Source organism: Thiovibrio sp. JS02, assembly GCF_053485635.1.
Genome location: NZ_CM130715.1, coordinates 2,000,756 through 2,027,108, shown reverse-complemented (window position 1 = coordinate 2,027,108; position 26,353 = coordinate 2,000,756). Strand labels below are relative to the sequence as shown.

Genomic DNA, 26,353 nt, shown 5'->3' with positions numbered 1-26,353 from the left:
GGCCGTTTCTAAAAAAAATTTTTCAGGCGATCTTTCAGGGCCAGTCTGGCCCGGTTGAGTTTGGACTTGACGGTTCCCATGGGGATGTCAAGGATTTCACTGATTTCATCGTAGGAAAGGCCCTGCAGGTCGCGCAGGAGCACTATTTCCTTTTCCGCCGGCGGCAGGGAGGCAATGGCCCTGCGTACCATCCGCGAGGTGTTGTTCCGTTCCAGGTCTTTTTCCGGTGTCGCCCCGGTGCTCAGATTGACCCCTGTTTCCGGATCATCAATGGGCAGACTGCTGAAAAACCCCCGGCGGACCAGTTTTTTATAGCGGTTCCGGCAGTGGTTCGTGGCAAGCTGGTAGAGCCAGGCAACGAACTTGCTGTCGTCGTTGAGTTTGCCAATCTGCCGGAAGACGGTCACGAAGATATCCTGGGTGAGATCCTTTGCTTCGTCCTGCTGTTTTACGTATCCCAGGGCCAGGTTGTATATTTTGCTCTGGTAGAGGAGCACCAGGCGGTTGAATGCCTGATTGTCTCCCTGGCGCAAGGCGCGGACCAGTTCCGTTGTGTCGCTCTGTTGCATGGAGAGATTTGCGCCAGGAGGACCTGGGGCAATTTGTTCCTCTAGTGGTTAAGACAATCGTTTTTTGAAAAAGTTCCTGTCGATTTCATCGGGGGAATGTTGCGACCTTTTCCGGGGAGCAAGGGGGGAGACAGGAACGGCTTGTCAGATTTAACAGGAAAAGAAGGAAAAGAACAACTGGAAAGCGTGGCGCGGCTTTTGTTGGCCCCACATGCGGCATCTGTTGAAAGAGCGTCATTCTCTATGGTATTCTGCCAGGCGTGGCACAGAGAAAACAGCCCCGGGGGCGGGGCATGAACGGGGGCGGAACAGGCATGATAGAAAAGATTGTCGCGGATCTGAAAAATATTTTCACCTTCAAGGATACCACCGGAGAGGGGGATATCGTTCTCCTCGTCGCCGAAAGCCTCATGTACGCCGTTGTCACCGAGATCGAACGGGACACAACCAGAAAAGACGAATGGTGGCATGTGGGCATGCAGCTTCTCTCCATCCCGCCCCAGAAGTTCACCTGGACCCTGCGGGAACCGCAGTTCACCGGCCAGGAGATCTTCACCATGGGGGGGGAAGAGCGATTTGTAAAGGCCATTGACTTCGGGGTTGGCGGAAAAAAAGTGAAAAAGAAGGCAATCGGCGGCAAGGAAGAAACGAAAAGGAAAAAAGGGCCTGTCCTTACCTTACTCAAGTAGCATGTTAACATGCAAGGTTGTTTGAAGGCCCGGGCGGGGTCAGGCGCTCTTGCGGTATTCCTGTCTGGCGGAAAAATCGTTCATCCTTTCCAGCAGTTGCCGGTAGCAGCGCGGGCAGTAGCCGTGGGAAAGCTTTGCCCCGGCGGGGGTGGCCTTGCTGACCCAGTGGTTCCGGTTTTTTGTTTTTTGGCAAACACAGCAGATGACGTGCATGTCGTATTCCTCGAGTTTTCCTTTACCATACTGATCGGCTGGTTTAAGGGGAAACTTAAATAATAAAGGTGCGGCGCGACGGCGCGCGCGACTTATTTTATGCGCAGGGCGCGAAGGGGAACGGGGGCGATGAATTTTTCGGAGAAAAAAATCACCATAGCCAATCAGTGCGGTCTGCACGGCCGGGCTTCGGCGAAACTGGTTGAGGCGGCCCGTTGCTTTCAGGCCGAGATCCGGCTGGTCCGGGACGGGGAGGAGGTTGACTGCAAAAGCATCCTCGATGTGATGACCATGGCCTGCACCAAGGGGACCCCCGTTAAAATCAAGGCCCGGGGGGCGGACGCCGAAGAGGCCCTTGCCGCCCTCGGCAATCTGGTGGAGAACAAGTTCGGCGAGGATTGATTTCTTCGGCCGGATAAGACGTTCATGACCAACAACCACTCCCGCACCATTTACGGCATCGGCGCCTCGCCCGGCATTGTCATCGGGCCGGTGCTCTACCTCGGCCGCAGAAAGAGCGGCCGCCGCGGCCATCGTCTGCTTGGCGATGGCGAAGTGGAGACGGAGCTTGCCCGCTTTCGTGAGGCGACTGCGCGGGCCGAGGCCCAGCTCGTGGCGGTGCGCGCCACCTTCAACGGCAATCTGGCCGGCTATGCCTCCATCATCGACAGCCATATCCTCATGCTGCGCGACCGGATGCTGCATGGCCGCGCCCTTGCCATCATCGCGGAAGATCGGCACGACGCGGAGTGGGCCCTCGAGGAGGCCCTGGCCGAGGCCCGTCAGGCCTTCGCCCGCATTGAGGACCAGTATCTCCGGGAACGGGTCCATGACGTGGAGCAGGTCGCGGAGCGGATTTTCCGCTGCCTGGCCGGCGATGAGGAACAGCGTTTCGCCGGGACCGGTGAAAGGCATATCGTCGCGGCGCAGGATTTTGCCCCGGAGGATATCCTGCGGATGGCGGCGGACAAGGTGCAGGGATTTTTCACCGAAAAAGGGGGCGAGACCTCCCATAACGCCATCGTGGCGCGGACCCTCGGCATTCCCTCGGTGGTGGGGGCCGATGATGCCCTGCGGCAGGTGGTCACCGGGGAGCTTGCCATTCTCGACGGCGGCAGCGGCCGGATCATCCTGCGGCCAAGCCCGGAACAAATCGCGCAATATCGGGAGTATCAGCGGCAGCAGCGGCAGTATGGCGAGCAGGTGGCCCTTTACACCCACCTCGCCGCCGAAACCCGGGACGGCATGCGGCTTACCATCGAAGCCAACCTGGAGATGGCCGAGGAGGCGCCCCAGGCCTTGAGCTATGGCGCCGCCGGCATCGGTCTTTTCCGAAGCGAGTATTATTATCTCGGCAAGAAGGAATTGCCCGGGGAGGAGGCGCTTTTTGAAGTGTACAGAGGGCTGCTCTCCCGCCTTTCCCCTTTTCCGGTCACCATCCGCACCCTGGACGCCGGTGGCGACAAGCTGATGGCCGGCGTGGGTTCTGTCGGGGAAACCAATCCGGCTCTCGGCCTGCGCGCCATTCGATTTTCCCTGCGCGAGCCGGAGATTTTCAAGGTGCAGTTGCGGGCCCTGTTGCGGGCCGGCGTGCACGGCAAGCTGCGCATCATGTTTCCCATGATCGCCTCTCTCTGCGAAATGAAGAGGATCAAGGCGCTGCTGGCCGAGGTCAAGGAGGAGTTGATAAAAGAGGGCATCGCCTTTGCCGGCGAGACCCCCATCGGGATCATGGTCGAGGTGCCCAGCGCCGTCTCCATTGCCGATGTCCTGGCCCGGGAGGTCGATTTTTTCAGCATCGGCACCAACGACCTCATCCAGTATGCTCTGGCCATTGATCGCGGCAACGAGCATGTCGCCCATATGTACGAACCGTTGCACCCGGCGGTGCTGCGCATGATCAGACAGGTGGTGGAGGCCGGCCATCAGGCCGGAATCGAGGTGGGGCTCTGTGGCGAGATGGCCGGCGAAATCAGCTACGTCCCTCTTCTATTGGGCCTGGGCCTCGATCAGTTGAGCATGCATCCCCTGGCCATTCCCTTTGTCAAGAGAATGGTGCGCAACACCATGGCCGAAGAGGCGGAAGGGCTCTGTGCGCAGTTGCTTGCCTGCGTCTCGGCCCAAGAGGTGCACACCGTTCTTGCCGACTATCTGTCCAGGCATTACCCGGAGGAGTTCGGCATCGGCGGCATCGGCCATCTGCGTAAGTCGTGCTGCACCGTGCTTTCCGGCGACGGTCAGAACCCGACCCCGCAGGGCTAGGAGGAGAAATGGCGCGCTCGACAGGAGAGAGGGAGATCATCGCCCGTATTCGGGAAAAGGCCGCAAACCGGCCGGAAGGACTTCTCACCGGCATCGGCGATGACTGCGCCGTCTTCCGCACCGGCACGGGGCTGGTCAATCTGGTGACCACCGACACCATGGTTGAGGGGGTGCATTTCGATCGTGCCTGGCATCCGGCCCACGCCCTGGGCCGCAAAGCCGCGGCAGTCAATATCAGTGATATCGCCGCCATGGGCGGCACCCCCCGCTACGCTCTCCTGTCATTGGGGCTTACCGCCGACACGCCGGCCAGCTGGCTTTCGGAGTTCATGGCCGGATTTCTTGCCGTTCTCGCCGAGTGCGGGGTGACGCTCATCGGCGGGGACACGGTGCAGACCGGCCATGAAATCATGCTTTCGGTCACCATCCTCGGCGAAGGCATGGAGACGCGGCTGCTCACCCGGGCGGGCGCCCGGGTCGGTGATCAGGTCATGGTCAGCGGCTGGCTGGGCGAAGCGGCGGCGGGGCTGGCGATCTGCCGGCTGGCCCGGCAGGAGGAGGCGCGTTGGCAACAGCTGGTGAAGGCCCATCTCACTCCGGTGCCGCAGGTCGGCCTGGGCCAGGCCCTTGCCGAAAGCGGCCTGGTGCATGCCATGATGGATCTGTCCGACGGTCTGGCCACCGATCTTGCCCATATCTGCGCGGAAAGCAAGGTCGGCGCAGTGGTGACGGCCGAGGCTGTTCCCCTTTCTCCGCAGCTTGCGGCGGCGGCTTCGTTCTGTGGCCATCCGGCCCTTGACTGGGCGCTTTCCGGTGGCGAGGATTATCAGTTGCTTTTTACCGCGGCGGCCGAGGCGGTTGGCGCGCTCAAGGGGCTGGCCGCGGCGGCGGGCGGCATTGTGCAGGCGGTGGGTCGGATCGTGGAAGGAGGCGGTGTTTTCCTTGAACAGGGAGGGGAGCTTCGTGAGATCAGCTATGCGGGGTACGAACATTTCAAATAGGCGGGGGAGGGTCGCGGCGACCAGGGTGTTTTTGCCGGTCGCCCTGCTGCTGTGCTCCTGGCTTTCTTCCGCCCAGGCCCGGGAAATTCACCTGAAAAACGGCAAGGTGATCAGGAACGTGGAATGGGTGCGTCTGGAGGCCGGCATGGTGCGCTACGGCCTCCATGGCGGCACCGTTGCCATGGAGGCCGAGCTGGTGGAAAGGATTGTCTCGGACGGGGCTCCGGTTGCCGACGAAAAGGCGGCCACCCAGCGGGGCGAGGCAGGGGTGGCGCTTGCCCCTGCCGGCGATGACCTGGCCGCTCAGCTTGTCGCTTCGGTCAAGCCGAAGACTCCCATCGAAGAGGCCGGCCTCGCCACCGTTGCCCTCAAGAGTGAATTGAGCTTCGGTTCCGGCTTCTTCATCAGCCCGGACGGTTATATCCTCACCAACCGGCACGTGGTGCGGGGCGATGCGGCCAGCGACAAACAGGCGCAGGCCAATCTCGCCGAGTTCCGGAAGAAGCTGGCCGAGTACAGGCAGGTTCTTGCCGAGGAGGAGGGGAAGATCGTTCGTTTTCAGGCAAATCTGACCCAGGAATGGTCCCTCTTTCACGCCCAGGAGAAGCAGGCGCGCGCCGGCGACAAACAGCTTTTCGCGGCCCGGCGCGCCGCCCTTGAGGAACGGAATCTCACCCTCCAGGAGTGGCAGGCGGCATACCAGCGCAAGTTCGACAGGTACCGCGTCCAGGAACAGGATTGCGAGAAACAGGAGCACGCCCTGCGTGAGCGGCAGGAGAAGTTCGCCCTGCTCAACAGCTTTGAGGTGGTTCTCGTCGACGATCGGCGCCTGATCGCAAGCTTTGTCACGGCCAGCGCGGAGCATGACCTCGCCCTGCTCAAGGTGTCCGGCTACCGGACCCCCTTTCTGCAGCCGGGAAATTCGCGGAACGTGGCCCAGGGTGCGCCCCTTTACGCCATCGGCAGCCCGCTGAAGATGAAAAATTCCGTCACCTCCGGGGTGCTGTCCGGCTTCCGGGATACCCTGCTGCAGACCAATGCGGAAATCTATCCCGGCAACAGCGGCGGCCCCTTGGTCAATGAGCAGGGGGAGGTGATCGGGGTCAACACCATGAAGCTCATCACCGAAAAATTCGAGGGGCTCGGGTTTGCCATCAGCATCGAAACCGCCCTTGCCGAATTCGCCAACTACCTTGCTGAAAACAAATAGGCCGCTGCCAAGCCCCGCCGCCCGGTGCGGGCGAAGGCGGCGAGGAGAGCAACCTGCCATGATCGCGGAAAGCCGCAGCCGGATCTTCCATATCACAGTCGGCTCTGCCGAGGCAGGAACGGCAACGGAGATCCTTGCCCGTCACGCCGGCCTTTCCAAGGGCAAGATCAAGGATGCCATGGGTAAAGGCGCGGTCTGGCTGCACAGCGGCAAAAGAGGCCGGAAAAGGCTGCGTCGGGCCTCGACGCCGCTCAAGCCCGGGGATGTCCTCGATTTTTTTTATGATCCGCAGCTCCTGGTCCTTTTGCCGCCGTCAGGGCAATGCCTGCACGACGCCGGCCATTACAGCGTCTGGTTCAAGCCCGCGGGCCTGCTGGCCCAGGGCACCGATTACGGGGATCATTGCTCGCTGCTCCGGCAGGTCGAGCTTCATTTTCGCAAAGCGCGGCCGGCCCTGCCGGTGCATCGCCTGGACCGCGAGGCCAGCGGGCTGATGCTCATCGCGCACGACAGCGGGGCTGCTGCCAGGCTTTCCGCGCTGCTTCAGGAGAACCGGATTGAAAAGGGGTATCGGATTCGGGTGAAGGGCAAGCCGACGGAGCGGGAGGGCGCGGTCGATCTGCCCCTGGACGGAAAGGAGGCGAAGACCAGCTATCAGGTCACCGCCTATGATGAAAAAAGCGATACCGCGACGGTGGAGGTGCGTATCGCCACCGGCCGGCTGCATCAGATCCGCCGCCACTTCGCCCTCCTCGGCCATCCGGTTCTCGGCGATCCCCGCTATGGTCGCGGCAACAAAAACAGCGCCGGCCTGCAGCTTGTCGCCTACTCTCTGGCTTTTCGCTGCCCCTTCAGCAACAAGGAAATCCGAGTCCGCCTTGCGGAGGATCTCATCCCCTGGGGGTGACCAGGGGGCGGACATAGCCGGTCCCGCCGAGAAGGCGCATCTGTTTCTGGATGTGCCAGGCCCGGTTGGTGATGTAGCCGGAGGGCTGGCGGACGCTCGAACGCAGAGGACTGGGGAGGATGGCGGCCAGAATCGCCGCTTCCGCCGCATTGAGCTTTGCCGCAGATTTATGAAAATAGGCCTGGCTGGCGGCTTCGATGCCGAAAATGCCGGGGCCGAACTCAGCCACGTTCAGGTAAACCTCCAGGATCCGCTGTTTGGACCAGAGCCCTTCCAGGAGCACGGTGAAGTAGGCCTCGATTCCCTTGCGCAGGAAGCTTTTTCCCGGCCAGAGAAAGAGGTTTTTGGCAACCTGCTGGGTGATGGTGCTTGCCCCGCGCGGATTTTTCCGGCGCTGGTTCGCCTGCCAGGCCTTGTTGATGGCTTCAAGGTCAAAGCCCTGGTGGTCGAGAAATTTCTGGTCCTCGGCGGCAATCACCGCCAGGGGCGCGTGCAGGGACATCTTCTCCAGGCTGACCCATTCGTACCTCTGCTGGTAATGCTTTTGACTGTTTGCCGCGGCGGCGAACTGCCTCTGCACCATCAGCGAGCTGAACGGCACCGGGGCCCAGCGGAAAAAGGCGGTGAGCGCGATGCTGCCGGCAAGAAAAAAGAAAAGCCATTTCAGGAGCAGGGCGCGGAGCGAACGGAAACGGAAGGAGATCCCGGCCAGCCGGAGCGGCAGGGACACAGGGGGGAGAACGCCGGTGGCGTTTTCTGGTACAACTTGCATACTTGCCTGACAGGGTCCGGCATCATTGCTGCCGATCCTGCCTCCATTCTGACTGCATGTGCCTGCCGTTCCCTCTGCAACCATTGTAAGGGTGGCGCGGCGTGTTTTGGGGCTTCTTCTCCCCTGGTGGGGAATCGTGGTATCTAACCGATTTTTCGTCTTTCTGCAAGTGAATTGGCTGCGGGCTGATTTTTCCCTGTTGCCACGCCAGGTTATCCCGCTTTGTCTTTCGCCTCCCCGGACAAAAAAACAGGCTGAGCCGTTTCGTTTCCGGTTCCGCCTTGTTTTTCAGGGCGTACGCCTCGGGCAGACCCCCTTTCCCTTATTCAGTTGACAGGGCGATCCCCCCCCTTTCATAATCAGGGGAAGAGGTTGCGCGCAGAAGATCCATCACACCATTTTCATCAACAGGGAGGGGCTATGGCGGAAAAACCATGTTGTCTTACGCTGCACGATTCCATTCTGGTTGCCTATGACGGCTCGAAATACAGTGAAAGCGCCCTGGCGCTTGCCATTGAGATGGTGTCGGCCTGCGCCGGCAAGTTGTGTCTGGTGCATGTGGTTGACGCGAACGTGGAATATATGGCCATCAGCGTCGGCCTTTCGGAGAAAATGGAAGAGGAGGGGGCGAACATTCTCGCCCAGGGGCTGAAAAAAGCGGAAGAGGCCGGGGTCAAGGCGGAAGGAGTCGTGATGCACGACGATCAGCCTTACCGGCCCATCGTCGAGGAGGCGAAGAGGCGGAAGGCCTCCCTCATCGTCATGGGCACCCACGGCCGCACCGGCCTTACCCGCCTTCTCCTCGGCAGCGTGGCGCAGCTGGTCATCGGCCATGCTCCTTGCGCGGTGATGGTCGTGCCAAGCTGAATCACGCTCTGTCGTACCGGTTGTGCCCCGAGAAGCCCCAGACGCCGACGCCGGCCGCCCGGGGCTTTTTTCATGCGGGCTCGCCGGGACCTGATTCCGCCACCTTCGACGGCAGGGCGGTGATGTTGCTGATGATCTTGTTCTCGGTCCTGGCAAAGCCGCTGACCAGCGACATTGCCACCGCCGCGCAATAGGGGATGGACTGGACCAGAAGCATGATGATCCAGATCAGCAGGTCGGCGGTGTCCGAGCCCTGGCGCACCGCCACGGTGATGGCGGCGAGCCAGAGGGCCAGCATGATCAGGCCCTCTTCCCGCGCGGAGAGCAGGGCGCGGAGCACGGCATGGGCCTTGGCCTGCTTGGGGGTGCGGAAAAAGGGGATGCCCTTGGTGACAAAGCCGAGGAGGATCGCCTGGGAAATGGTGTGGGAAAGCGAGAGGCCGGCCAGGGCCGAGGCCAGGGTCTGGGGGATGGTGGCGCCGATCCGGGTCTGGTAGAGATAGAACATCTTGCCCACCTTGAAGATGAACAGGGTCAGCGGCAGAGCCGAGAGGATGACCAGGGGCGGATCCACCTTGAGCGGAAAGAAGACCATGCCCAGGGACCAGAACAGGGCGGCAACGGTGAAGAAGAGGTTGAGGCTGTCCGCCATCCAGGGCAGCCAGCCGGCGATGAAGTGGTAGCGCTGCCCGGAGGTGAGGCGGCTTTCTTTCCGGTTTAAAAGAGCGCGGGCATGGTGCTTGAGGATCTGCACCGCGCCGTAGGCCCAGCGGAAACGCTGTTTTTTGAAGTCGATGAAGGTGTCGGGCATCAACCCCCGGCCATAGGTCTGCGGAATATAGGTGGCTTCATGGCCGCGCTCGAATATCTTGAGCCCCAGTTCCGCGTCTTCGGTGATGCACCACTCGGCCCAGCCGCCAACCTCCTGGAGCACGGACCTGCGGACCATGGTCATGGTGCCGTGCTGGATGATGGCGTTGCGTTCGTTTCTGGTCAGCATGCCGATGTAGAAAAAGCCCTGGTACTCGGCATAGCACATGGCCTTGAAGAGGTTTTCCCCGTCGTCGCGGTAGTCCTGGGGGGCCTGGGCGATGGCGATGGCCGGGTTGGTGAATTGGGGGGCCATGTCCTTGAGCCAGTCCGGAGTGACGATGTAGTCGCTGTCGATGACCGCGACCACTTCCGCCTCGGGGGCGGTTCGTTCCAGGGCGTAGTTCAGGGCGCCCGCCTTGAAGCCGGCGAGCGGCGCCACATGGAAGAAACGGAATTTTTCCCCCAGTTTTTCGCAGTGATCCCGCACCGGTTCCCAGGTGGCCGGGTCCTTGGTGTTGTTGTCGATGACCAGCACCTCGTAGCGGGGGTAATCGAGCTCGGCCAGGGCGTTCAAGGTCTCGATCATCATATCCGGCGGTTCGTTATAGGCCGGCACATGCACCGAGATCATGGGCAGCTTTTCCCGGGGCACCCTGGGGAGGGTGAAGGGCCGACGCCACTGGGAAAGCCAGGTCGCCTCCGCCCATTCGTGGGCCTCGGCCAGCAGCACCACCACCACGCCGATCATGCCGGCCACCATCATCAGGCCGACCATGATGGTGGCCGGGGTGAGATACTGCCGGGTATAGGAGTAGACCACCCAGACCGCGCCGGTGGCCGCGGCAAAGGCGATGGTGGCGAGGAAGCTGCGGCCCCTGGTGCGCAGGGTTTTGCTGTCGATCAAGAGCAGGGCGAAGGTGATGACGGCGATCACCAGGGAGATGCCGGCGAGGACGCGCCATTCCGGGATCTTGATGATCGGGGAGGTGAAGGGGAATTTGGGGTTCCTGTTCACGTCATAGACCCCCCAGTAGGCGCCCACCGCTCCTTCACTCACCCTTTTCCAGGGCTGGTCAAAGGCTTCCATGATGAAGTAGATGTATTTTTCCTGTTCGGCCCTGGCCAGGAAGCGGCGGAGGAAGGCGGCCTGATTGGCCGGGGAGGCCACGGCCGCATGCCGGGTCCGGCCGTTGCTGGGCCAGCCCACCTCGCCGATGACGACCGGTTTGCCGGGGAAGGTGTTTTTCAGCAGGCTGACGTGGTCCGCCACGTAGTCGATGGCCCGGTCGAGCTCGATGCCTTCCCAGTAGGGCAGCATGTGGGTGGTGATGAAATCGACGTGCTCGCCGAGCTCCTTGTTGTGAAGCCAGACGTGCCAGGGTTCCGCCGTGCTCACCGGCACGTTCAGTTCCCGGCGGACCCGGTCGAGATACGCGCCGATCTGCTCAACGGTGAGATCCCTCCGGAGCACCGCCTCGTTGCCGACCATCACCCGGACCACGTTCTGGTAGTTCTCCTTGGCGATGCGGATGGCGCTGGCGAGTTCGGCCTCGTTCCTCTCGGGATCGCTGGTCAGCCAGATGCCCAGGGTGACGGTAAGTCCGTGCTTGCGGGCCAGGCGGGGGATTTCCCCCAGGGTTCCTTCCACGGTGTAGGTTCGGATGGCATGGGTCTTGTCGGCAAGCAGGGCGAGATCCTCATCGATCTCCTCCAGGGAGGGCAGGATGTTTTCCGCCGCGCTCTGGTCGGCCCGCATGGGCGAAAAGGAAAAGCCCTGGATGCGATCCGGCCAGTTCGGCTCCTGCTCGGGCTTGTTGAAAAAGGCCCAGATGCTGCTGGAAATAACGGCGATGGCAATAACGATGAGGATATTGGCCCTGGTCATGGCAGTTCCCTGTGAGTATGGTGCGTCCGTGCCGGGGGAGGGGGATTTCCCGCCGTGCCTTTTTATGGTAGTAAATTACGCGGGAAAAGAACAACGTGATTTTTTTCGCCCGCCTCTGCGGCAGCCCACAATACGCCCGGCCGGGGGAAACTGTCAATTCCCTTCCGAGGGGGAACGCATTTTTTTGGGAGCAATGGCTCGCAACGCCCTCCAGGTCATTCTTCTCAGGGAAATTTCCGTCGGCATATGGTACCTTTTGCCAGACCATCGGAAAACCCACAGACAGGCAGGCAGGCAACAATGGCATTCCAGCTCGAAACCTCATATACGCCGGCCGGCGACCAGCCCCGGGCCATAGAGCTGCTGAGCCGCGGCATCGGGGACGGCGTCCGGGACCAGGTGCTCCTCGGCGTCACCGGCTCGGGCAAAACCTTCACCATGGCCCAGGTCATCGCGAAAACCGGCCGGCCCGCCCTGGTGATGGCACCCAACAAGACCCTGGCCGCCCAGCTCTATTCCGAATTCAAGGAGCTCTTCCCCCACAACGCGGTGGAGTATTTTGTCAGCTATTACGACTACTACCAGCCCGAGGCGTATATCCCCCAGTCGGACACCTATATCGAAAAGGATTCCGCCATCAACGACGCCATCGACAAGATGCGCCATTCCGCCACCAGGGCGCTCCTGACCCGGCGGGACGTGATCATCGTCGCCTCGGTCTCCTGCATCTACGGCCTCGGTTCCCCGGATGAATACAGGAACATGCACCTCTTTCTCAAACAGGGAGAGGAGTATCCCCTGGAGGAGATCAGCCGCCGGCTGGTCTACATGCTCTACGAACGCAACGATCTCTCCTTCCATCGCGGCACCTTCCGGGTGCGCGGCGATGTTCTGGAGATTTTTCCGGCCTACGAGGAGGATCGCGCCGTCCGGGTGGAGCTGTTCGGCGAAACCATCGAGGCGATCAGCATGATCGACCCGTTGCGCGGCAAGGTTCTGGAGCGTTTTGGTGAGCTCACCGTCTTTCCGGGCAGCCATTTTGTCACCTCCAGGGAACGGTTGCAGGTGGCCATGGCCTCCATCAAGGAGGAGCTTAAGGAACGCCTTGCCTTTTATGAAAAGGAAAGGCGGCTCCTGGAGGCGCAGCGGCTGGAGCAGCGCACCATGTTCGACCTGGAGATGCTCCAGGAGCTTGGCTATTGCCACGGCATCGAAAACTACAGCCGCCACCTCACCGGCCGTTCACCCGGCGAACCGCCGCCCACCCTGCTCGATTATTTCCCCCCGGATTTCGTTCTCTTTGCCGATGAGTCCCATGTGACCATCCCCCAGGTGCGCGGCATGTACCGGGGGGACCGCGCCCGCAAGGAGACCCTGGTCGATTTCGGCTTCCGGCTGCCCTCGGCCCTGGACAACCGACCTCTGATCTTCGAGGAGTTCATGGCCCGCATCAGGCAGGCGGTTTATGTTTCGGCCACCCCCGGCGATTTCGAGCTGGAACGCTCCGGCGGGCGGATCGTCGAGCAGATCATCCGGCCCACCGGCCTCATGGACCCGGAAATCTCCGTGCGGCCGGCGACAAATCAGGTGGACGACCTGCTGGAGGAGATCCGGCTCAGGGAGGAGCGGGGCGAGGCGGTGCTGGTCACCACCCTGACCAAGCGGATGGCCGAGGATCTCACCGAATATTACGAAAAACTCAAGGTGCGGGTGCGCTATCTCCATTCCGACATCAAAACGCTTGAGCGGATGGAGCTGATCCGCAATCTGAGGCTGGGCGAATTCCAGGTTCTGGTCGGCATCAATCTTCTCCGGGAGGGCCTCGATATTCCGGAAGTCTCCCTGGTGGCGGTGCTCGATGCCGATAAGGAGGGTTTTCTGCGCAGCGAGCGCTCCCTGATCCAGACCTGCGGCCGGGCGGCCCGCAATCTGCGCGGCACGGTCATCCTCTATGCCGATACGGTCACCGATTCCATGCGGCGCACCATCGAGGAAACCGAGCGGCGCCGGGCCATCCAGGCGGCCTACAACGAGGAGCATGGCATCACCCCGGAGAGCGTCCATTCGCGGATCAAGGAGCTCATGGAAACGGTCTATGAGCAGGATTACGTGACCGTTGCCCCGGAGAGCGGCGAGGGAGTGAAGGAGTACCAGAGCCTCGCCGAACTGCGCAAGGAGATCAAGGTCTTGGAAAAGGAGATGCTGGCCGCGGCCAAGGAGCTGGCCTTCGAGGATGCGGCCGAGCTGCGGGACCGGATCAAGGGGTTGCGGGAACTGGAGCTGCAATGGCTATGAAGAAAAAAGGATTCGTCTATCACCTGTTGCTGGCGATCGTGCCGCCCCTCTATTCCCTGCTGAGCCGGGTTCTTTTCGCCACCTGCCGGGTCACGGTCTCCGGGGAGGAGCACCGCCTTGCCTGCGAGGCCGGAGGGCGGCCCTTCATCGCCGTCTTTTGGCACTACAGCGTCTTCAACATGATCGAACTGCACCGGGATCGGGGCAAGGGCTGGGCCGCCATGGTCAGCGCCAGCGACGATGCCGAATTTGTCGCCCGCATCCTCGCGCGCAAAGGCTATGTCACCGCCCGGGGCTCCCGGAACCGTGGCGGCCTGAGCGCCCTGAAGGGGCTTGTCGCGGCGATGAAGAGTGGCTGCCGGGTGGTCATTGTCGCGGATGGCTCCCAGGGACCGCCGCGTCGGATGCAGGCCGGCGCCTTGCTGCTTGCCGGCAGGATGGAGGCTCCGATCCTGCCCATGGTGATGGCGGCTGACCGCTACTGGGCCTTCCGCAGCTGGGATAAAACCCTGCTGCCCAAGCCCTTTGCCAGGATTCATCTCCGTTATGGCGAACCCCTGCGGGTCGAGGCGAAGGCGGATGGCGAGGCGCTTGAAAAGGCCAGGCTTGTTCTGGAGGGGCGTCTGAACGGTCTCTATACCCAGGCCTGGCAGGACTTTGGCAGGGAGAGCCACGATGGGCTGCGGCTGGGGGGAGTTTAGGCTCCGGGATTTGCTTTTGGGCCCGCGACGAGAAAGCCGGAACGGCCCCTCGGGCTGTTCCGGCTTTGCACAGAGTTGCGGATTTTTTCAATAGCTGCTGCGGGTCTGGGTCCGGGTAACCTTCTGCGCCCCGTCAGCCTTCTTGTTGGTCTGCAATCTCTGCTGGCTCTGGGTCCTGGTTTTTTTCTGGACCACGCTTCCGCTCTTGGCGGCCGAGGCCGGACCGGAAAAGGAAACGATCAGGAGCAGTGCCGCGGAAGCGACCATCATCTTTTTAAGCATTGAAATACCCTCCAAAAGTTTGTGAGATGAAAAAAAGCGACTCCAAACTAGCAAACGCAGGGGAGGGGTAAAGGGTTCCCTGATCCTTAAAAAAAATATCCCGGCGCGGCAATCTGGGGGTGACTCACATCCCGATCTGGAACATTGCTTCAAGGTCATGACGGGAAAAGGCCTGGAACGCGAGCATGGTTTCTGTTTTCAGGATGGAATGGATGCGAAGCAGTTTCCTGGTGACGAGATCGGCGAGATCTTCATTGCCGGGGACGCGGGCGATTGCGATGATGTCGTACCTGCCGCTGACGGAATACGCCTCGGTGATCCCTTCCAGTTCCGCCAGTTTTTCAGCCACTTCGTTGATTTTCGTTCTTTCCACATTGAGGAGAATAATTGCGGTGACCATCTGCGCTCCTTATCGATGTTTTTTCTTTTTTCCATACAACCCGGAGGGCCATATTCCGGGGAACGGCCCGGCCGGCGGCCGCTTATGCGCTTGCGTTTCTGAATGCCTGGACCAGATACTCCGGCTGCTCGGTCGCAAAGGGCATCCGGTATTGGTCGAGAAATTCTTCGCTGAATGGCGGGTAGTCCAGGTACACCTCCTCGCAACCATACTTTGCGAAGATGCGCCTGTATTCCGCCGCGGTGCGGTTGTGGACCGGGATTCTGATCCCTTCCTTCAGTTCCATGAACCCTGCCCCTCCACTGCTGAACCCTGAAAACACGCGGCTTCCGGAGTTCGCTTTCAGGAATTCCGGGTTGAACACGGCGTGAACGGTCAAGGCGCCGGGCTTGAGGAGGGAGGCGATGCGTTCCGTGGTCGAATCGATGTCTGCGATGAATTGCAGGACCATAATCGAGGTTATCAGTTCATACTTGCCGTTCCGCGCCGCCTCCGCGCCGGAGGCGGTCAGGGTCACCTCCGGCGGGGTGTTGCGCCGGGCGCTTTCGAGAAGTTCCGCTGCCTCGTCATAACCCGTCACCGCAAAGCCCATCTCGTGCAATTTCCGGCAGAACAAGCCGCCGCCGCAGCCAAAGTCCAGGGCCTTGCCGGAGAAGCGTCCGGCAAACGCCCTGTCGATGCAGGCGATGAGGGAGGGCCAGGCAATGCAGATATTGTCGGCGGCGCATTCGGGGATGGTGTCCTGATCCCAGCCGCGCCCGAAGATGTCGGTCAGTTGATTCCACTGGTTCATGTTTTTCGGGCTGCGCCGGGCATACCCCTCTCCTTCTCGTGATTTCGGCGGAAGCCAGGGCGCGGCGGCGGTTCTTGCCGGCCCGCCGGCCAAGTGAATGGAGCAAGGCTAACCCATTGCCGTCAGGATTGCACGGGAGAAGATGTCTGAAACGGCGCATAATCCGTATATCCCTCGGCTCCCGGGGTATACCAGCGCGTCATGTCCTCGGCGGGATTGAGGGGCCAGTTGTGCCGGAACCGCTCGGCCAGGTCGGGGTTGGTGATGTATGGCCGGCCAAAGGCGATCAGGTCGGCGGTGCCCTCGGCCAGCCTCTCCTCGGCGGTCTGTTGCGTGTAGCCGCAATTGCCGATGATGATTCCCTGGTAGATGGGCCTGAATTCCGCCAGGGTCATGGCTTCGCCCTTGGCGTGGAAGCCGAAGGCCAGTCCGTCCATGATATGCAGATAGCCGAGGTTGAGCTTGTTCAATTCTTTTGCCGCATGGAGATAGGTTTCCCGGAAGTCCTCGCTGCCCATATCGTTAAAAACCCCGTTGGGCGAGATGCGGACGCCCACCTGTTCCGGGGGCCAAACCGTAAGCACCGCGGCAAGCACTTCCTGAAGAAAACGGAACCTGTTTTCCAGGCTGCCGCCGTACTGATCATTACGGCGATTGGTTTTGGAATCGAGGAACTGGTTGATCAGATAGCCGTTGGCGCCGTGCACCTCCACCCCGGAAAAACCGGCGGCCATGGCGTTTCGGGCCGCCCGTCGGTAATCGTCCACCGTCGTCCTGATTTCCTCCACGCTCAAGGCCCGCGGCGTCTCGTACTGCTTCCTGCCGAGGGGGGTATGGATAAAATCGCCGTTCAGTTTGACCGCGGAGGCGGAGACCGGGAGGTTGCCGTCATGAAAATCACTGTGCGAGGCCCGGCCGCAATGCCAGAGCTGGAGGAAAATCGGGGTGCCGGTGGGTCTGACTTTGTCGGTGACCTTGCGCCAGCCCGCAACCATCTCATCGGTATAGATCCCCGGCGAATCGATCCAGCCGATGCCCTGCCGGGAAACCACGGTCGCCTCGGTGATCAGCAGGCCGGCTGACGCTCTCTGCAGATAATACCCGGCCATCAGGTCGTTGGGCACCCGGGCCGCGCCGGCCCGCCCCCGCGTCATTGGCGCCAGGGCGATCCTGTTTTTCAAACGAAGATTTCCCATGGCGAGCGGTGCAAACAATTTTCTGGTATTCATGGTATCCCCTCCTGTTAATCCGTTTGCGTGGTGGCGGGCGCCGGCCCTGCTTGAAAATGCGCGCCAGGGGTGGCGGCCGATTTCCCGCCGTTCTGAACAGAGAGCGGCGAATCATTCGCCTTGGATGAGGCGGATCCACTCGGCGGTTTTCAGCACGTTGCCGAAGCGGCTTTGCGTCACCAGTATGGCGCGGTGCAGTTCTTCGTCCGTCACGGCGCCGGCCTCGTTCCTGAACGACAGGGTTCCGGTGGCGTCGGCGAGAAACTCGACGGCATAGCCGAGATGAAAGGCGCGGCGGGCGGTGGTATCGCAACACATTTGCGTCATGTATCCGCACACGGTGAGCGTATCGACGCCGTTGCCCTGGAGCCATCCTTGCAGTTCGGTTTCCGTGAAACTGTCCGGCCAGTTTTTTTCAATCAACGCGTCCCGGTGCCGCTTCTCAACGCCGGCATGAAGCTCCCATTCCGGACTGCCTTTCCGAAAGACGGGCGACGTCTCCGACCTGGCCGTATGCCGGATCACCACCACGGGGATCCGTTTCCCGGTCGCGGCGTCCATGGCCTCTAAAATATTGTCCAGGCTGCCGGGCGGATGGGTCACCCGCAGTTTCCCGGAGAAATACTCATTCTGGACATCGATCACCAGCAATGCGCGCCTTGTTTTTCCTGTTCTTTCAACATAGGTCATGCGAGTACTCCGGCAATTCCATTGTCAGGGAATGGCCCTGCCTTTCGTGGATGCCTTTGAAAATCCCCCTGTTCGACAAAGTCAAGAGGCAGGCGCGGACGGATGGCAATAATGTCATAATCGGAAATGCGGCCCGTTTCCCGCAAATGTCAAGGAGCGGGATTTGTTCTCCACGGTGACGCATGGGAACCGCCTGGGGCGGACCCGCTTCTCGGGTGGGGTGCGGGGTCCGAAGAGAAAGGTTCCGGCTGCCCGATTAGGCGTTGCGCCTCTTTTCCCCGACTCTTGCGTCGAATTTCTCTTTGTTGATGACAAAGCGCTCGTGCCGTCCTTTGGATATCCGATCGACGCCGTCATGGGCCTCCACCTCAAATACCAGCTTTTTGCCACTGACCTCCACAAGCTCGACCTTTGCCGTAACCTCAAGGCCAGGAGGCGTGGCGGCTTCGTGACTGACATCGATATGGGTTCCGACGGTCTGTTCCGCAGGCCAGTCAAGATGGGGGTTGATCGCCTTGATGCAGGCCCATTCCAGGAACCCGACCAGGAAACCGGTGGCGAAAACATCCGGCATCGCCACAAACTCTTCGGATTCCGGGTACAGCGCGGGAACGATTTTCGAAGAGGGGACCACGAAACGGTGTTCATGGGTGATGCCCGGTCTCAGTGTTTCTTTCATCTGTGCCACCTGTCGTGCTTGGGGATCTGTGCGAAAAGGGGTGAGCTGTTATCCTTGGCGGGTCTTCTTTGCCAGAGGGCTCGGGCCGTTTTTGACCGGCTTTCCCCCTTGCCTGCGAGCGGTTGCCCATGCGCAGCTCTTCTTTTTCGCGTATCTCCGCCCCGGCAACCTGGACCCGATACTCTATGTCTACCTGACGAAATGGAGCGCCACAAGAATTTTATTCTTTGGCGATGTCCGACCACCGGAAGGAGGGAAAAGGAATGAGGAAGCGGCCCGGGAGGGGGCTGCCGGCCGGGGCGGCATAAAAAAAGGGGAGAAGGGCCTGCCGGCCCTTTTCCCCCTTTCTGCCATCGGCAAAAGGTCCTGCTGCTTACGGCTCAGGCAAGTTCTTTCATGATGGACTCGGTTACCGCCTTGATGGAGGTGGAGCCATCCACGGAGATCACCTTGGCGCCGCCGGCTTTCTTGAAGTAATTGACCGCGGCCATGGTGCCGGTCTTGGTGTCGTAGTAGATGTCGTGACGCTTGTTGATGGCGTCCTCGTCCTGGTCGTCGGCCCGGGCGCTCAACTCGCCGCCGCAGACCCGGCAGACCAGCTTGCCGTCTTTTTCCACCGGCTTGATGGCCTCGAAGGCGATGTGGTTGGGATGGTTGTTGTCGTTGGCGCAGAGGCGGCGGCCCATGATGCGGTCCTTGGCGATCTGGCGGTCGAGGACGATCTCCACCACGTAGCTCAGGGGCATGTTCGCCTCTTTCAGCGCCTTGTCAAGGGCCTCGGCCTGGGCCAGGGAACGGGGGAAGCCGTCCAGCAGCCAGCCTTTGTCCTTGGATTTTTTCAGGGTCTCGAGAACCATGGGGATGGTGATCTCGTCGGGAACCAGATCGCCACGCTCGATGAAGGCCTTGGCCTTCTTGCCCAGCTCGGTGCCGCCCTTGATGTGCTCGCGGAAGATGGCGCCGGATTCAATATGATCGATCTTGTACTTGTCCTTGACAATGGCGCCCTGGGTGCCCTTGCCGCTTCCATTTGGCCCGAAGGCCAGAATGTTTACCGCCATGACGATTCTCCTTTATCAATGCAGTGTATGTTGGTGGGAAACGCTTGCCGCGCCCCGGTCCATGGACGTGAATGAGTATTCACTCAAGGCAAAATAGGTACTGACTATATCCCAAAAAAAAGATTGAGGCCAGAAAAAATATTGCCGCCCGGCTTCATCCGGGGCGAGGGGGGCGGGCGCGCCGCGCCGGCCGCCGGAGGCGGTCAGGCGGTAATGGCGGGCACGGGAGAGGAGGTCCGGGAGCCGGTCGTTTTCCGGGCGCGAAAAGGAGAAAAAATCAGGGGGCCGGTCGGTTCAGGCCGCTTGGTGCAGGGCGCAGAATTCCTTAACCAGCAGCATTCGGGCGGAAAGTTCCATTCGGAAGTAAAAAGGACTTTGCATGAGGACTTGGATGGCTCTTCTCTGGGTCATGGCTTCACCTTCCTTGGCAGCGGTTTCATTCCCCTCTATTCCGGTCGTTTACTTATCTCATCGGTCTTTTTTTCCGGAATCTTCATGAAATAAATATCGCGCCGGCGCGCCCTGCTGCAACCGGCATCCCCGGCCAGGGCCTTTTGCCCGGGAGGGGCATTTTGGTTTTGTTGCGCGTTTCCCGCCGATACTATTGGAAAAACGCTTGATAATGTGGTTACAATACTTTCGCTGTCGCCGCAATGGCGAGTCGCCTGGAGAAAATGGAGGGGTGCCGAGGTCGCGATGAAAAAGATTTTTTTCTGTGTTCTCCTGTTGAACGTCATTCTGTTCATCGGCACCGGCGGCTACATGTTCATCGAGAACGCCTCCTTTCTCGACAGCCTCTACATGACCGTGATCACCATCGCCACCGTCGGCTACAGCGAGGTGGTGCACTTGAGTCCGGCGGGCAAGTATTTCACCATCGGCCTTATTCTGGTGGGCATCAGCTTCGTCCTCTATCTGGTCGGCGAGATCACCGAGGCCATGATCGAAGGAGGCCTGCGCAAGATCCTGGGGAGAAACAATATGGAAAAAAAGGTGGCGGCCTTGAAGAATCACTACATCGTCTGCGGTTTCGGTCGGATCGGCAAGGTCATCTGCAAAAATCTCAAGGAGAGCAGGCTGCCCTTTGTCATCGTGGAAAACGACCCGCAGGAGGTTGAAAAGATCGACGCCCTGGGCTATCTGGCCCTTTTGGGCAGTGCCTCCAACGACGACATGCTCCTGAAGGCGGGCATCAAAGAGGCCAAGGGGCTGATTGCCGTGGTTTCCTCGGATGCGGAAAACGTCTACATCATCCTCTCGGCCAGGGGGTTGAACCCCAACCTCTACATCATGGCCCGCTCCAGCGGGGCGGACGGCTCGGAAACCAAGCTCCTGCGGGCCGGGGCCGACAAGGTTATCTCCCCGTATTTCATCGGCGCCTGCCGCATGGCCCAGCTGGTGGTGCGGCCCACCGTGGTGGACTTTCTCGATCTCACCGTGCACGGCGGCGAGTTGGGGCTGCGTCTTGAGGAGCTGCGGGTTTCCGCCAACTCCTCCTTTGCCGGCAAGCCCCTCATGGATTCCGGGTTGCGCAAGCTGTACGACCTTATTGTCGTCGCCATCAAGCGCGAGCACGGCGAGATGCTGTTCAACCCCAACCCGCAGACGCTTATCCTGCCCGGCGACATCCTCATCGTGCTGGGCGAGCACCAACATATTGCCGAGCTTGAAAAGCATCTGTGATTTCGGTAGCATGAAGATAAACGGGCCCGCATCTTGGGCGGGAAGCCGGCAGGCGCCACGGGCGGCCGGCAAAAAAAACAGGGCCTGCCTTATGGATTTTTCTTTTGGTACCGATAGGGTGAACAGGTGCAGGTGGGGATGGGATTTTTCGTGAAGAGCAGACGGTAGCGACCATGCCAAGCGACAAGCTTTTTAAGGGCGGAGTGGAGGTGCAGAACGGCGCCTTTATCCTGCGGGTGACCAAGGACCGGCTCCAGGCCGTGGTGACCCCCAAGGACGTCAAGGCGGGCGTGCCTCTTGATCATGACCGGCTGCGCGGCGAGCTTGCCGAAAACGAAATCAGCGCCGGCCTCCTGCCGCAACCCGAGCCGATGGGCGGCGGGTCCTACTGCGTGGCCAGGGGAAAGCCTCCCGTCCCCGGCGAGGACGCCAAGGTGAAGCTGCACGTCAAGCCGGCGGTGGTGCACATTCCCAAGCGGATCGATCCGGACAAGGATATGGTCGATTACCGTGAGCTGGGCAGCATAGTGAACGTGGCCAAGGACCGGCTGCTTCTGGAAAAGATCCCCTTCACCATGGGCACGGCCGGGTTGGATGTTTTCGGGATCGGCATTCCCGCCAAGTCGGGCAAGGACCGCAAGCTCAAATTCGGCAAGGGTGTCTATCTCTCCCCGGACGAAATGAAGATCTTTGCCGAGTTGGACGGCAAGTTCGTCATGGCCGAGGGGAAACCCGCGGTTTTTGCCGAGCATGCGATAACCGGCGACGTGGACCTGACGGTGGGCAACATCGCCTTCGGCGGTACCAGCCTGGTCATCGGCGGCGAGGTGCTGCCCGGGTTCAGCGTCAAATGCCGGGGTAACATCGCCATCCGGGGCGGGATCAACAATGCCTTTGTCATGGCCGGCGGCACCCTCACCGTGCAGGGCGGGGTGGTGGGCGAACAGACCGTTCTCCGGGCCAAAGGCGACATCATGGTGGAGTTCGTGGAAAACGGTCCCCATCTCGAAACCGCCGGCTCGCTTCTGGTCAACGACGTTCTGGTGCAGGTGGAGGCCAAGGTCGGCAAGGACGTGATCGCCACCAAGAACAAGGGCACCATCATCGGCGGCAAATTCATCCTCGCCGGCTCCATGCATGTCAAGGATCTCGGCTCCGAGGCGGAGATCGGCACCGAGGTCAGCGTCGGCATCGTCCCCTCGCTGCAGGCGAAGAAGCTGAAGCTCGACGAGGATCTCAAGCTCTGGTCCGACCGTCTCAACGAGGTGCTCAAGAACATCAGCGCCCTGGAGAAGATGAAGAAGGACGAGGGCGGGAAACTGCCGGAAGAAAGGGCGGTGCTCCTCAGGAAGTGCCATGCCTTCATGCCCAAGGCCATGGACAAGGTCAACGATCTCACCGAGGAGGGCAAGACCCTCGAGGTTGAATTCGAGCAGATGGTGAACGAGGCGATTTTTGTCTACGGCCGGCTGTTTCCCGGGGTCGTGGTCCGCATCGGCAGCCTGGCCCGCACCATCACCGTGGAAGAGAGCCAGGTGGTGGTGTACTTCGACAAACCGACCCACCAGATCCTGGTCCGCAAGATGAGCCGCGAGGAGCAGGCCTCCATGCCCTCGCCGGAATCAAGCGCCCCCCACTGATTGTTCCCGCCGGCACATCGAGCCTGGAAGCTCAGTTGTCCGTGACGATCGCCTGTCCGCGCGAAGTGAAGGAGATTCCCTGCTGTGATTCCGCGCCGATCATGATGGACTCGATGAGCGGCGGGTTCACCGCGCTGTCCGAATTCCAGTTCACGATGAAGTTGGCTCCCGAGCCGCCTGTTTCGTCCCTTTGCGGAACAACGTAGCGGATTGATTCAAGGGGGCCGAGGGTGAGCGGCTTTTCCAGGTAGGTTCTGATCAGTTTTCCCCTGGTCTCATAATAGGCCACTTTGCTCAGGGTGACAGGGTGTTTGGGATCGATGTTTCTGATGCTCAAGGTCACGGTCAATAGAAACGGACGCTCGCGGTTGCCGTAGTAGATATGGGAATAGGCGGGAACATAAACGGACTGTCCGTCGCTCAGGGGCGGGCACTCCCCGGCGCGGGCCGGTCCGGAAAGGGCGGGGGCGGTGAGAAGCAGGGAGAGGAGCAGGAAGAGGCGGCCTGTCTTTTTCATGAAATCTCCTTGGCGAGTTCCGCCGTCATGGGTTTTTCCGGACTTCTGGCCAGATCCTGAAACGCCTGCCGCTCCTGCCGGTTTCCCACCACCGCGACCAGATCGCCCTGGGCAAAGGCATAGTCCGCCTTGGGATTGGCGTGAAAGACCCTTTCGTGCACCACTCCCACCACCGAGGCCCCGGTCCTGGTGCGAACCGCCGCGTCCTTGAGGCTTACCCCGACGAGGGGGCTCATGGCCACGATTTCCACCCAGGAGATTTCCAGCAGGTTCTTGATGGTGTTCAGCCTGGTGAGGAGCTGGTAATTCCGTTCGGAATACATCGGCGCGTAGAGCTGTTGCCGCACCTCGTCGGTGTACTGCTGGATCACGGGCACGGGAATTTCCAGGTGCAGGAGCGCCTGCCTGGCGATCTCAAGCCCCGCTTCCATCTCCGGCAGCACGACCATATAGACGCCATTCTCGTATAATTTCCGGGTTTGCGCAACCCCCTCCGCCCTGGCGACGATGTGCAGGCCCGGGTTTAAGCGGTGGGCATGCTTGACGATGGCCTGGCTGACAACCACCGAGGGAGTGGTGATGAGCAGCAGTCCTGCTTTCGCCACCCGGGCGGCCTCGATGGCGGTGGGCTGGCTCATGTCGCCGAAGATCACCGGGAAACCGGCGGCCTTGCATTCGAGCATCCGCTGGTGGTTCAGCTCGACGATGACGCAGGGAACGGCGAGTTGGCTCAGAATCCGGGCGATGTGCTGGCCGACCCTGCCGCCGCCGGCGATGACCACATGGCCGGAGAGGGTGTGGCCGGGAAGGTTTTCCGTTTGCAGGGGTTCGGGTTTCAGGAGCCGTTTTTTCAGGGCGTAGAGCGGGGCGGTCAGTCCCGAGGCAAAAGGGGTGGCGATCATGCTGAGAACCGACCCCGCCAGAACCAGGGAATAGAGATCCTGGTCGATGGCTTTTGACTCCAGGCCGACCCTGGCAAGGACAAAGGAAAATTCGCCGATCTGAAAGAGGCCGAAGGCGACCGCCAGGGGCACCACGTTGCCGTAGCCGAACAGTCGGGCCAGGAGGAAGAAGATCGCGCCCTTGGCCAGGCCCACCACGAGAAAAAGGGAAAGAACCCTGTCCCAGTTGGCGAAGAGGTAGGCAGGGTCGAGCAGCATGCCCACCGAGGTGAAAAAAAGAAGGCCGAAGATGTCACGCAGGGGGATGATGTCGCTCAGGGCCTGATGGCCGTAGTCGGATTCGCTGAGGACCATGCCGGCGACAAAGGCGCCGAAAGCGAAGGAAAGGCCGAAGAGGTGGGTGGCGTAGCCGATGCCCAGGCCGATGGCCGTGGTGGAAAGAATGAAAAGCTCCCGGGAATTCCACTGCGCCACATAGCCCAGCAGCCAGGGGAGCAGCCGGGTGCCCAGATAGAGCATGAGGAGGAGGAAGATCACGGACTTGGCCGCGGCAACGGCGAGCAGGGGAAGACCCGCTTCCGGATTCCCCAGCTGCGGCAGGATGATCATCATCGGAATGACGGCAAGATCCTGAACGATCAGCATTCCGATCATCACCCGGCTGGAAAGCGTGCCCAAAAGCCCTCTGCCGGTAAGGGTCTTCAGGGTGACCATGGTACTGGACAGCGAGATCAGGGCGCCGAGCCAGATGGCTTGGGGCAGGGGAAAACCGAGATGTTTTCCCAGGGCAAAACCGAAGCCCATGGAAAGGATGATCTGGATGGGGGTGCCGATCAGGGCGATGTTCCGGACCGGTTTGAGTTCGCTTAAGGAGAATTCCAGGCCCAGGGCGAAGAGCAGCAGAGCCACGCCGATCTCGGCCAGCATTTCGATTTCATGGATATCGCCGACCGTGATACCCCCCGTGTAGGGGCCCACGACGATGCCGGCCAGGATGTAGCCGAGAATCAGGGGCTGCCTGAGGCGCTGGGCGACGAGCGCCCCCAGCAGGGCCGCGACCACGATGATGACGATATCGGCGGTGATTCCCATGGCCGGCGGAAGTTTCGCTGCTCAGACTTTCGGCAGCAGGGCCACCATCTCCCGTACCGCCTGGTCAAGGCCGACCAGGATGGCGCGGGCCATGATGGCGTGGCCGATGCTCAGTTCCTCGATGGTGCCCAGGTTGGCCACCCGCTGGCTGGTCAGGTAGTTGAGGCCGTGGCCGGCATTGACCCTGAGCCCCGTTTCGTAGGCCTCTTCCGCCGCCGTGGCGATGAGGGCAAATTCCTGGTCCCGGTCTTGTTCCGTGCGGGCGTCGCAGTAGCGGCCGGTATGGATCTCCACGAAGGTGGCGCCGATTTCTTTTGAGGCCTTGATCTGCCTGGAGTCCGGGTCGATGAAGAGGCTCACCGGGATGCCCGCCTTGCCCATGCGTTTGATCACGGCAGCAAGCTTTTTCTTCTGGCCGGCCACGTTGAGCCCGCCTTCCGTGGTGAGTTCCTGGCGCTTTTCCGGCACCAGGGTGATCAGGTCCGGCTTGACATCCAGGGCGATGCCGATGATCTCCTCGGTGGCCCCCATTTCCAGATTGAGCTTGGTTTTTACCGTCTGCCGCAGGAGGCGCACGTCGCGGTCCTGGATATGACGGCGGTCTTCGCGGAGATGGACCACGATGCCCTGGGCGCCGGCCAGTTCGCAGATACCGGCGGCCAGCACCGGGTCGGGCTCGCTGATGCCGCGGGCCTGTCTCAGGGTGGCGACGTGGTCGACGTTGACGGCAAGATGGATCATCTCTCCTCTCCTTTCTTCCTGTAGCAGTTTTTCGAAAATTTCTTTTTCCAGCGCCGCCATGGCCTTGGCCTCTTTGGCGGAACGTTCGTGGTCATGGCCCAGCAGGTGCAGAAGGCCATGGATCAGCAGGATGGTCAGCCGCTGGTGGAGGGTGACCCCGTCCGTGTGCGCCTCGCGGAGGGCGGTATCGACCGAGATGATCACGTCGCCGAGCATCTCCTGGGCAAGCCCGCCCGCCTCGCCGTCGTGCAGGGCAAAGGCCAGCACATTGGTCGGCCCCTTCTTGGCGCGGTACTGCTCGTTGAGGCGCGCCATTTCGGGGTCGGCGAGGAGCAGGATGCTCAACTCGCCGTCGGCGCGGCCGCAGAGGCGCAAAAGTCTTTCCCCCCGCTTCCTGAGCTGGGCAAGGCTGACGGGCGGCGTCTGGCATTGGCTGGTGATCAGAACGGGCATCCGCGTC

General features: G+C 61.1%; 26 protein-coding genes. 12 read left to right on the top strand and 14 right to left on the bottom strand.

The features are described 5' to 3' along the window. Positions 1–8 precede the first annotated feature (8 nt). Complete coding sequence (locus tag ACUUL3_RS09355; RefSeq protein WP_448550719.1) at positions 9–569, bottom strand: RNA polymerase sigma factor; 561 nt, start codon at positions 567–569, stop codon at positions 9–11. Between the two features lie 314 nt (positions 570–883). Here ACUUL3_RS09355 and ACUUL3_RS09350 point away from each other — a divergent pair, with 314 nt between their 5' ends. Continuing rightward, positions 884–1,258, top strand: coding sequence for a hypothetical protein (locus ACUUL3_RS09350; RefSeq protein ID WP_448550718.1), 375 nt, complete (start codon positions 884–886; stop codon positions 1,256–1,258). Between the two features lie 39 nt (positions 1,259–1,297). Here ACUUL3_RS09350 and ACUUL3_RS09345 read toward each other — a convergent pair whose 3' ends face one another. Further along, positions 1,298–1,471 (bottom strand): hypothetical protein, encoded by a 174-nt coding sequence (locus tag ACUUL3_RS09345; protein ID WP_448550716.1) that lies wholly within the window; start codon positions 1,469–1,471, stop codon positions 1,298–1,300. 129 nt (positions 1,472–1,600) lie between these two features. Between ACUUL3_RS09345 and ACUUL3_RS09340 the strand changes: the two genes are divergently transcribed. The 5 genes from ACUUL3_RS09340 to ACUUL3_RS09320 are packed head-to-tail and all read left to right on the top strand — an operon-like array spanning position 1,601 to position 6,851. After that, positions 1,601–1,873, top strand: coding sequence for an HPr family phosphocarrier protein (locus tag ACUUL3_RS09340; protein WP_448550714.1), 273 nt, complete (start codon positions 1,601–1,603; stop codon positions 1,871–1,873). 24 nt (positions 1,874–1,897) lie between these two features. Beyond that, positions 1,898–3,733, top strand: a complete 1,836-nt coding sequence (gene ptsP, locus ACUUL3_RS09335) for a phosphoenolpyruvate--protein phosphotransferase (protein ID WP_448550712.1) — start codon at positions 1,898–1,900, stop codon at positions 3,731–3,733. Positions 3,734–3,741: 8 nt separating this feature from the next. Next, complete coding sequence (thiL, locus tag ACUUL3_RS09330) at positions 3,742–4,734, top strand: thiamine-phosphate kinase (protein ID WP_448550710.1); 993 nt, start codon at positions 3,742–3,744, stop codon at positions 4,732–4,734. A gap of 25 nt (positions 4,735–4,759) precedes the next feature. Next, positions 4,760–5,944 carry a S1C family serine protease gene (locus ACUUL3_RS09325; RefSeq protein ID WP_448550708.1) on the top strand — a complete coding sequence of 395 codons (1,185 nt, stop codon included), beginning with the start codon at positions 4,760–4,762 and terminating at the stop codon, positions 5,942–5,944. A 58-nt stretch (positions 5,945–6,002) separates the two neighbouring features. Further along, positions 6,003–6,851, top strand: a complete 849-nt coding sequence (locus ACUUL3_RS09320; protein ID WP_448550706.1) for an RluA family pseudouridine synthase — start codon at positions 6,003–6,005, stop codon at positions 6,849–6,851. On the opposite strand, the gene mtgA is transcribed toward ACUUL3_RS09320, so the two are convergent. Continuing rightward, positions 6,835–7,623 carry a monofunctional biosynthetic peptidoglycan transglycosylase gene (gene mtgA / locus ACUUL3_RS09315; RefSeq protein WP_448550705.1) on the bottom strand — a complete coding sequence of 263 codons (789 nt, stop codon included), beginning with the start codon at positions 7,621–7,623 and terminating at the stop codon, positions 6,835–6,837. The genes ACUUL3_RS09320 and mtgA overlap by 17 nt on opposite strands. Before the next feature lie 420 nt (positions 7,624–8,043). Here mtgA and ACUUL3_RS09310 point away from each other — a divergent pair, with 420 nt between their 5' ends. After that, positions 8,044–8,490, top strand: a complete 447-nt coding sequence (locus ACUUL3_RS09310; protein ID WP_448550703.1) for a universal stress protein — start codon at positions 8,044–8,046, stop codon at positions 8,488–8,490. A gap of 70 nt (positions 8,491–8,560) precedes the next feature. Here the strand turns inward: ACUUL3_RS09310 and ACUUL3_RS09305 are convergent, their stop codons facing one another. Further along, on the bottom strand, positions 8,561–11,188 hold the full coding sequence (locus ACUUL3_RS09305) for a glycosyltransferase (protein WP_448550702.1): 2,628 nt from the start codon (positions 11,186–11,188) through the stop codon (positions 8,561–8,563). A gap of 300 nt (positions 11,189–11,488) precedes the next feature. On the opposite strand from ACUUL3_RS09305, the gene uvrB reads away from it, so the two are divergent. Further along, the gene (uvrB, locus tag ACUUL3_RS09300) at positions 11,489–13,483 is read left to right on the top strand and encodes an excinuclease ABC subunit UvrB (RefSeq protein ID WP_448550701.1); all 1,995 of its coding nucleotides are present in this window, start codon (positions 11,489–11,491) and stop codon (positions 13,481–13,483) included. Next, positions 13,474–14,184, top strand: coding sequence for a lysophospholipid acyltransferase family protein (locus tag ACUUL3_RS09295; protein WP_448550700.1), 711 nt, complete (start codon positions 13,474–13,476; stop codon positions 14,182–14,184). Before uvrB ends, ACUUL3_RS09295 begins: the two co-directional genes overlap by 10 nt. An 87-nt stretch (positions 14,185–14,271) precedes the next feature. On the opposite strand, the gene ACUUL3_RS09290 is transcribed toward ACUUL3_RS09295, so the two are convergent. The 7 genes from ACUUL3_RS09290 to ACUUL3_RS09260 all read right to left on the bottom strand — a co-directional run bounded on the left by ACUUL3_RS09290 (position 14,272) and on the right by ACUUL3_RS09260 (position 19,318). Beyond that, positions 14,272–14,466: a hypothetical protein gene (locus tag ACUUL3_RS09290; protein WP_448550699.1), complete on the bottom strand. Its 195-nt coding sequence runs from the start codon at positions 14,464–14,466 to the stop codon at positions 14,272–14,274. Positions 14,467–14,590: 124 nt separating this feature from the next. After that, entirely contained in the window at positions 14,591–14,866 is a 276-nt protein-coding gene (locus tag ACUUL3_RS09285) for an Lrp/AsnC family transcriptional regulator (RefSeq protein WP_448550698.1), read from the bottom strand. A gap of 82 nt (positions 14,867–14,948) precedes the next feature. Beyond that, positions 14,949–15,659 (bottom strand): class I SAM-dependent methyltransferase, encoded by a 711-nt coding sequence (locus tag ACUUL3_RS09280; protein WP_448550697.1) that lies wholly within the window; start codon positions 15,657–15,659, stop codon positions 14,949–14,951. A 122-nt stretch (positions 15,660–15,781) separates the two neighbouring features. After that, entirely contained in the window at positions 15,782–16,888 is a 1,107-nt protein-coding gene (locus tag ACUUL3_RS09275) for an alkene reductase (protein ID WP_448550696.1), read from the bottom strand. A gap of 111 nt (positions 16,889–16,999) precedes the next feature. Beyond that, a complete protein-coding gene (locus ACUUL3_RS09270; protein WP_448550695.1) occupies positions 17,000–17,578 on the bottom strand; it encodes a cysteine hydrolase family protein in 579 nt (192 codons plus the stop codon). A 256-nt stretch (positions 17,579–17,834) separates the two neighbouring features. Next, positions 17,835–18,257 (bottom strand): thioesterase family protein, encoded by a 423-nt coding sequence (locus tag ACUUL3_RS09265; protein WP_448550694.1) that lies wholly within the window; start codon positions 18,255–18,257, stop codon positions 17,835–17,837. A gap of 380 nt (positions 18,258–18,637) precedes the next feature. Further along, a complete protein-coding gene (locus ACUUL3_RS09260) occupies positions 18,638–19,318 on the bottom strand; it encodes an adenylate kinase (RefSeq protein WP_448550693.1) in 681 nt (226 codons plus the stop codon). Between the two features lie 141 nt (positions 19,319–19,459). Between ACUUL3_RS09260 and ACUUL3_RS09255 the strand changes: the two genes are divergently transcribed. The 3 genes from ACUUL3_RS09255 (at position 19,460) to ACUUL3_RS09245 (ending at position 22,641) form a co-directional block, all read left to right on the top strand. After that, complete coding sequence (locus ACUUL3_RS09255) at positions 19,460–19,822, top strand: hypothetical protein (RefSeq protein ID WP_448550692.1); 363 nt, start codon at positions 19,460–19,462, stop codon at positions 19,820–19,822. A 192-nt stretch (positions 19,823–20,014) separates the two neighbouring features. Then, a complete protein-coding gene (locus tag ACUUL3_RS09250; protein WP_448550691.1) occupies positions 20,015–21,001 on the top strand; it encodes a potassium channel family protein in 987 nt (328 codons plus the stop codon). Between the two features lie 173 nt (positions 21,002–21,174). Then, positions 21,175–22,641 (top strand): DUF342 domain-containing protein, encoded by a 1,467-nt coding sequence (locus ACUUL3_RS09245; protein WP_448550690.1) that lies wholly within the window; start codon positions 21,175–21,177, stop codon positions 22,639–22,641. Between the two features lie 31 nt (positions 22,642–22,672). On the opposite strand, the gene ACUUL3_RS09240 is transcribed toward ACUUL3_RS09245, so the two are convergent. Genes ACUUL3_RS09240 through ACUUL3_RS09230 form a run of 3 tightly spaced genes read right to left on the bottom strand, consistent with a single transcriptional unit; the run spans position 22,673 to position 26,346 of the window. Continuing rightward, entirely contained in the window at positions 22,673–23,158 is a 486-nt protein-coding gene (locus tag ACUUL3_RS09240) for a DUF3124 domain-containing protein (protein ID WP_448550689.1), read from the bottom strand. Beyond that, positions 23,155–25,152, bottom strand: a complete 1,998-nt coding sequence (locus tag ACUUL3_RS09235; protein WP_448550688.1) for a cation:proton antiporter domain-containing protein — start codon at positions 25,150–25,152, stop codon at positions 23,155–23,157. Before ACUUL3_RS09235 ends, ACUUL3_RS09240 begins: the two co-directional genes overlap by 4 nt. 21 nt (positions 25,153–25,173) lie before the next feature. Continuing rightward, positions 25,174–26,346 (bottom strand): pyridoxine 5'-phosphate synthase, encoded by a 1,173-nt coding sequence (locus ACUUL3_RS09230; protein ID WP_448550687.1) that lies wholly within the window; start codon positions 26,344–26,346, stop codon positions 25,174–25,176. Positions 26,347–26,353: the final 7 nt, after the last annotated feature.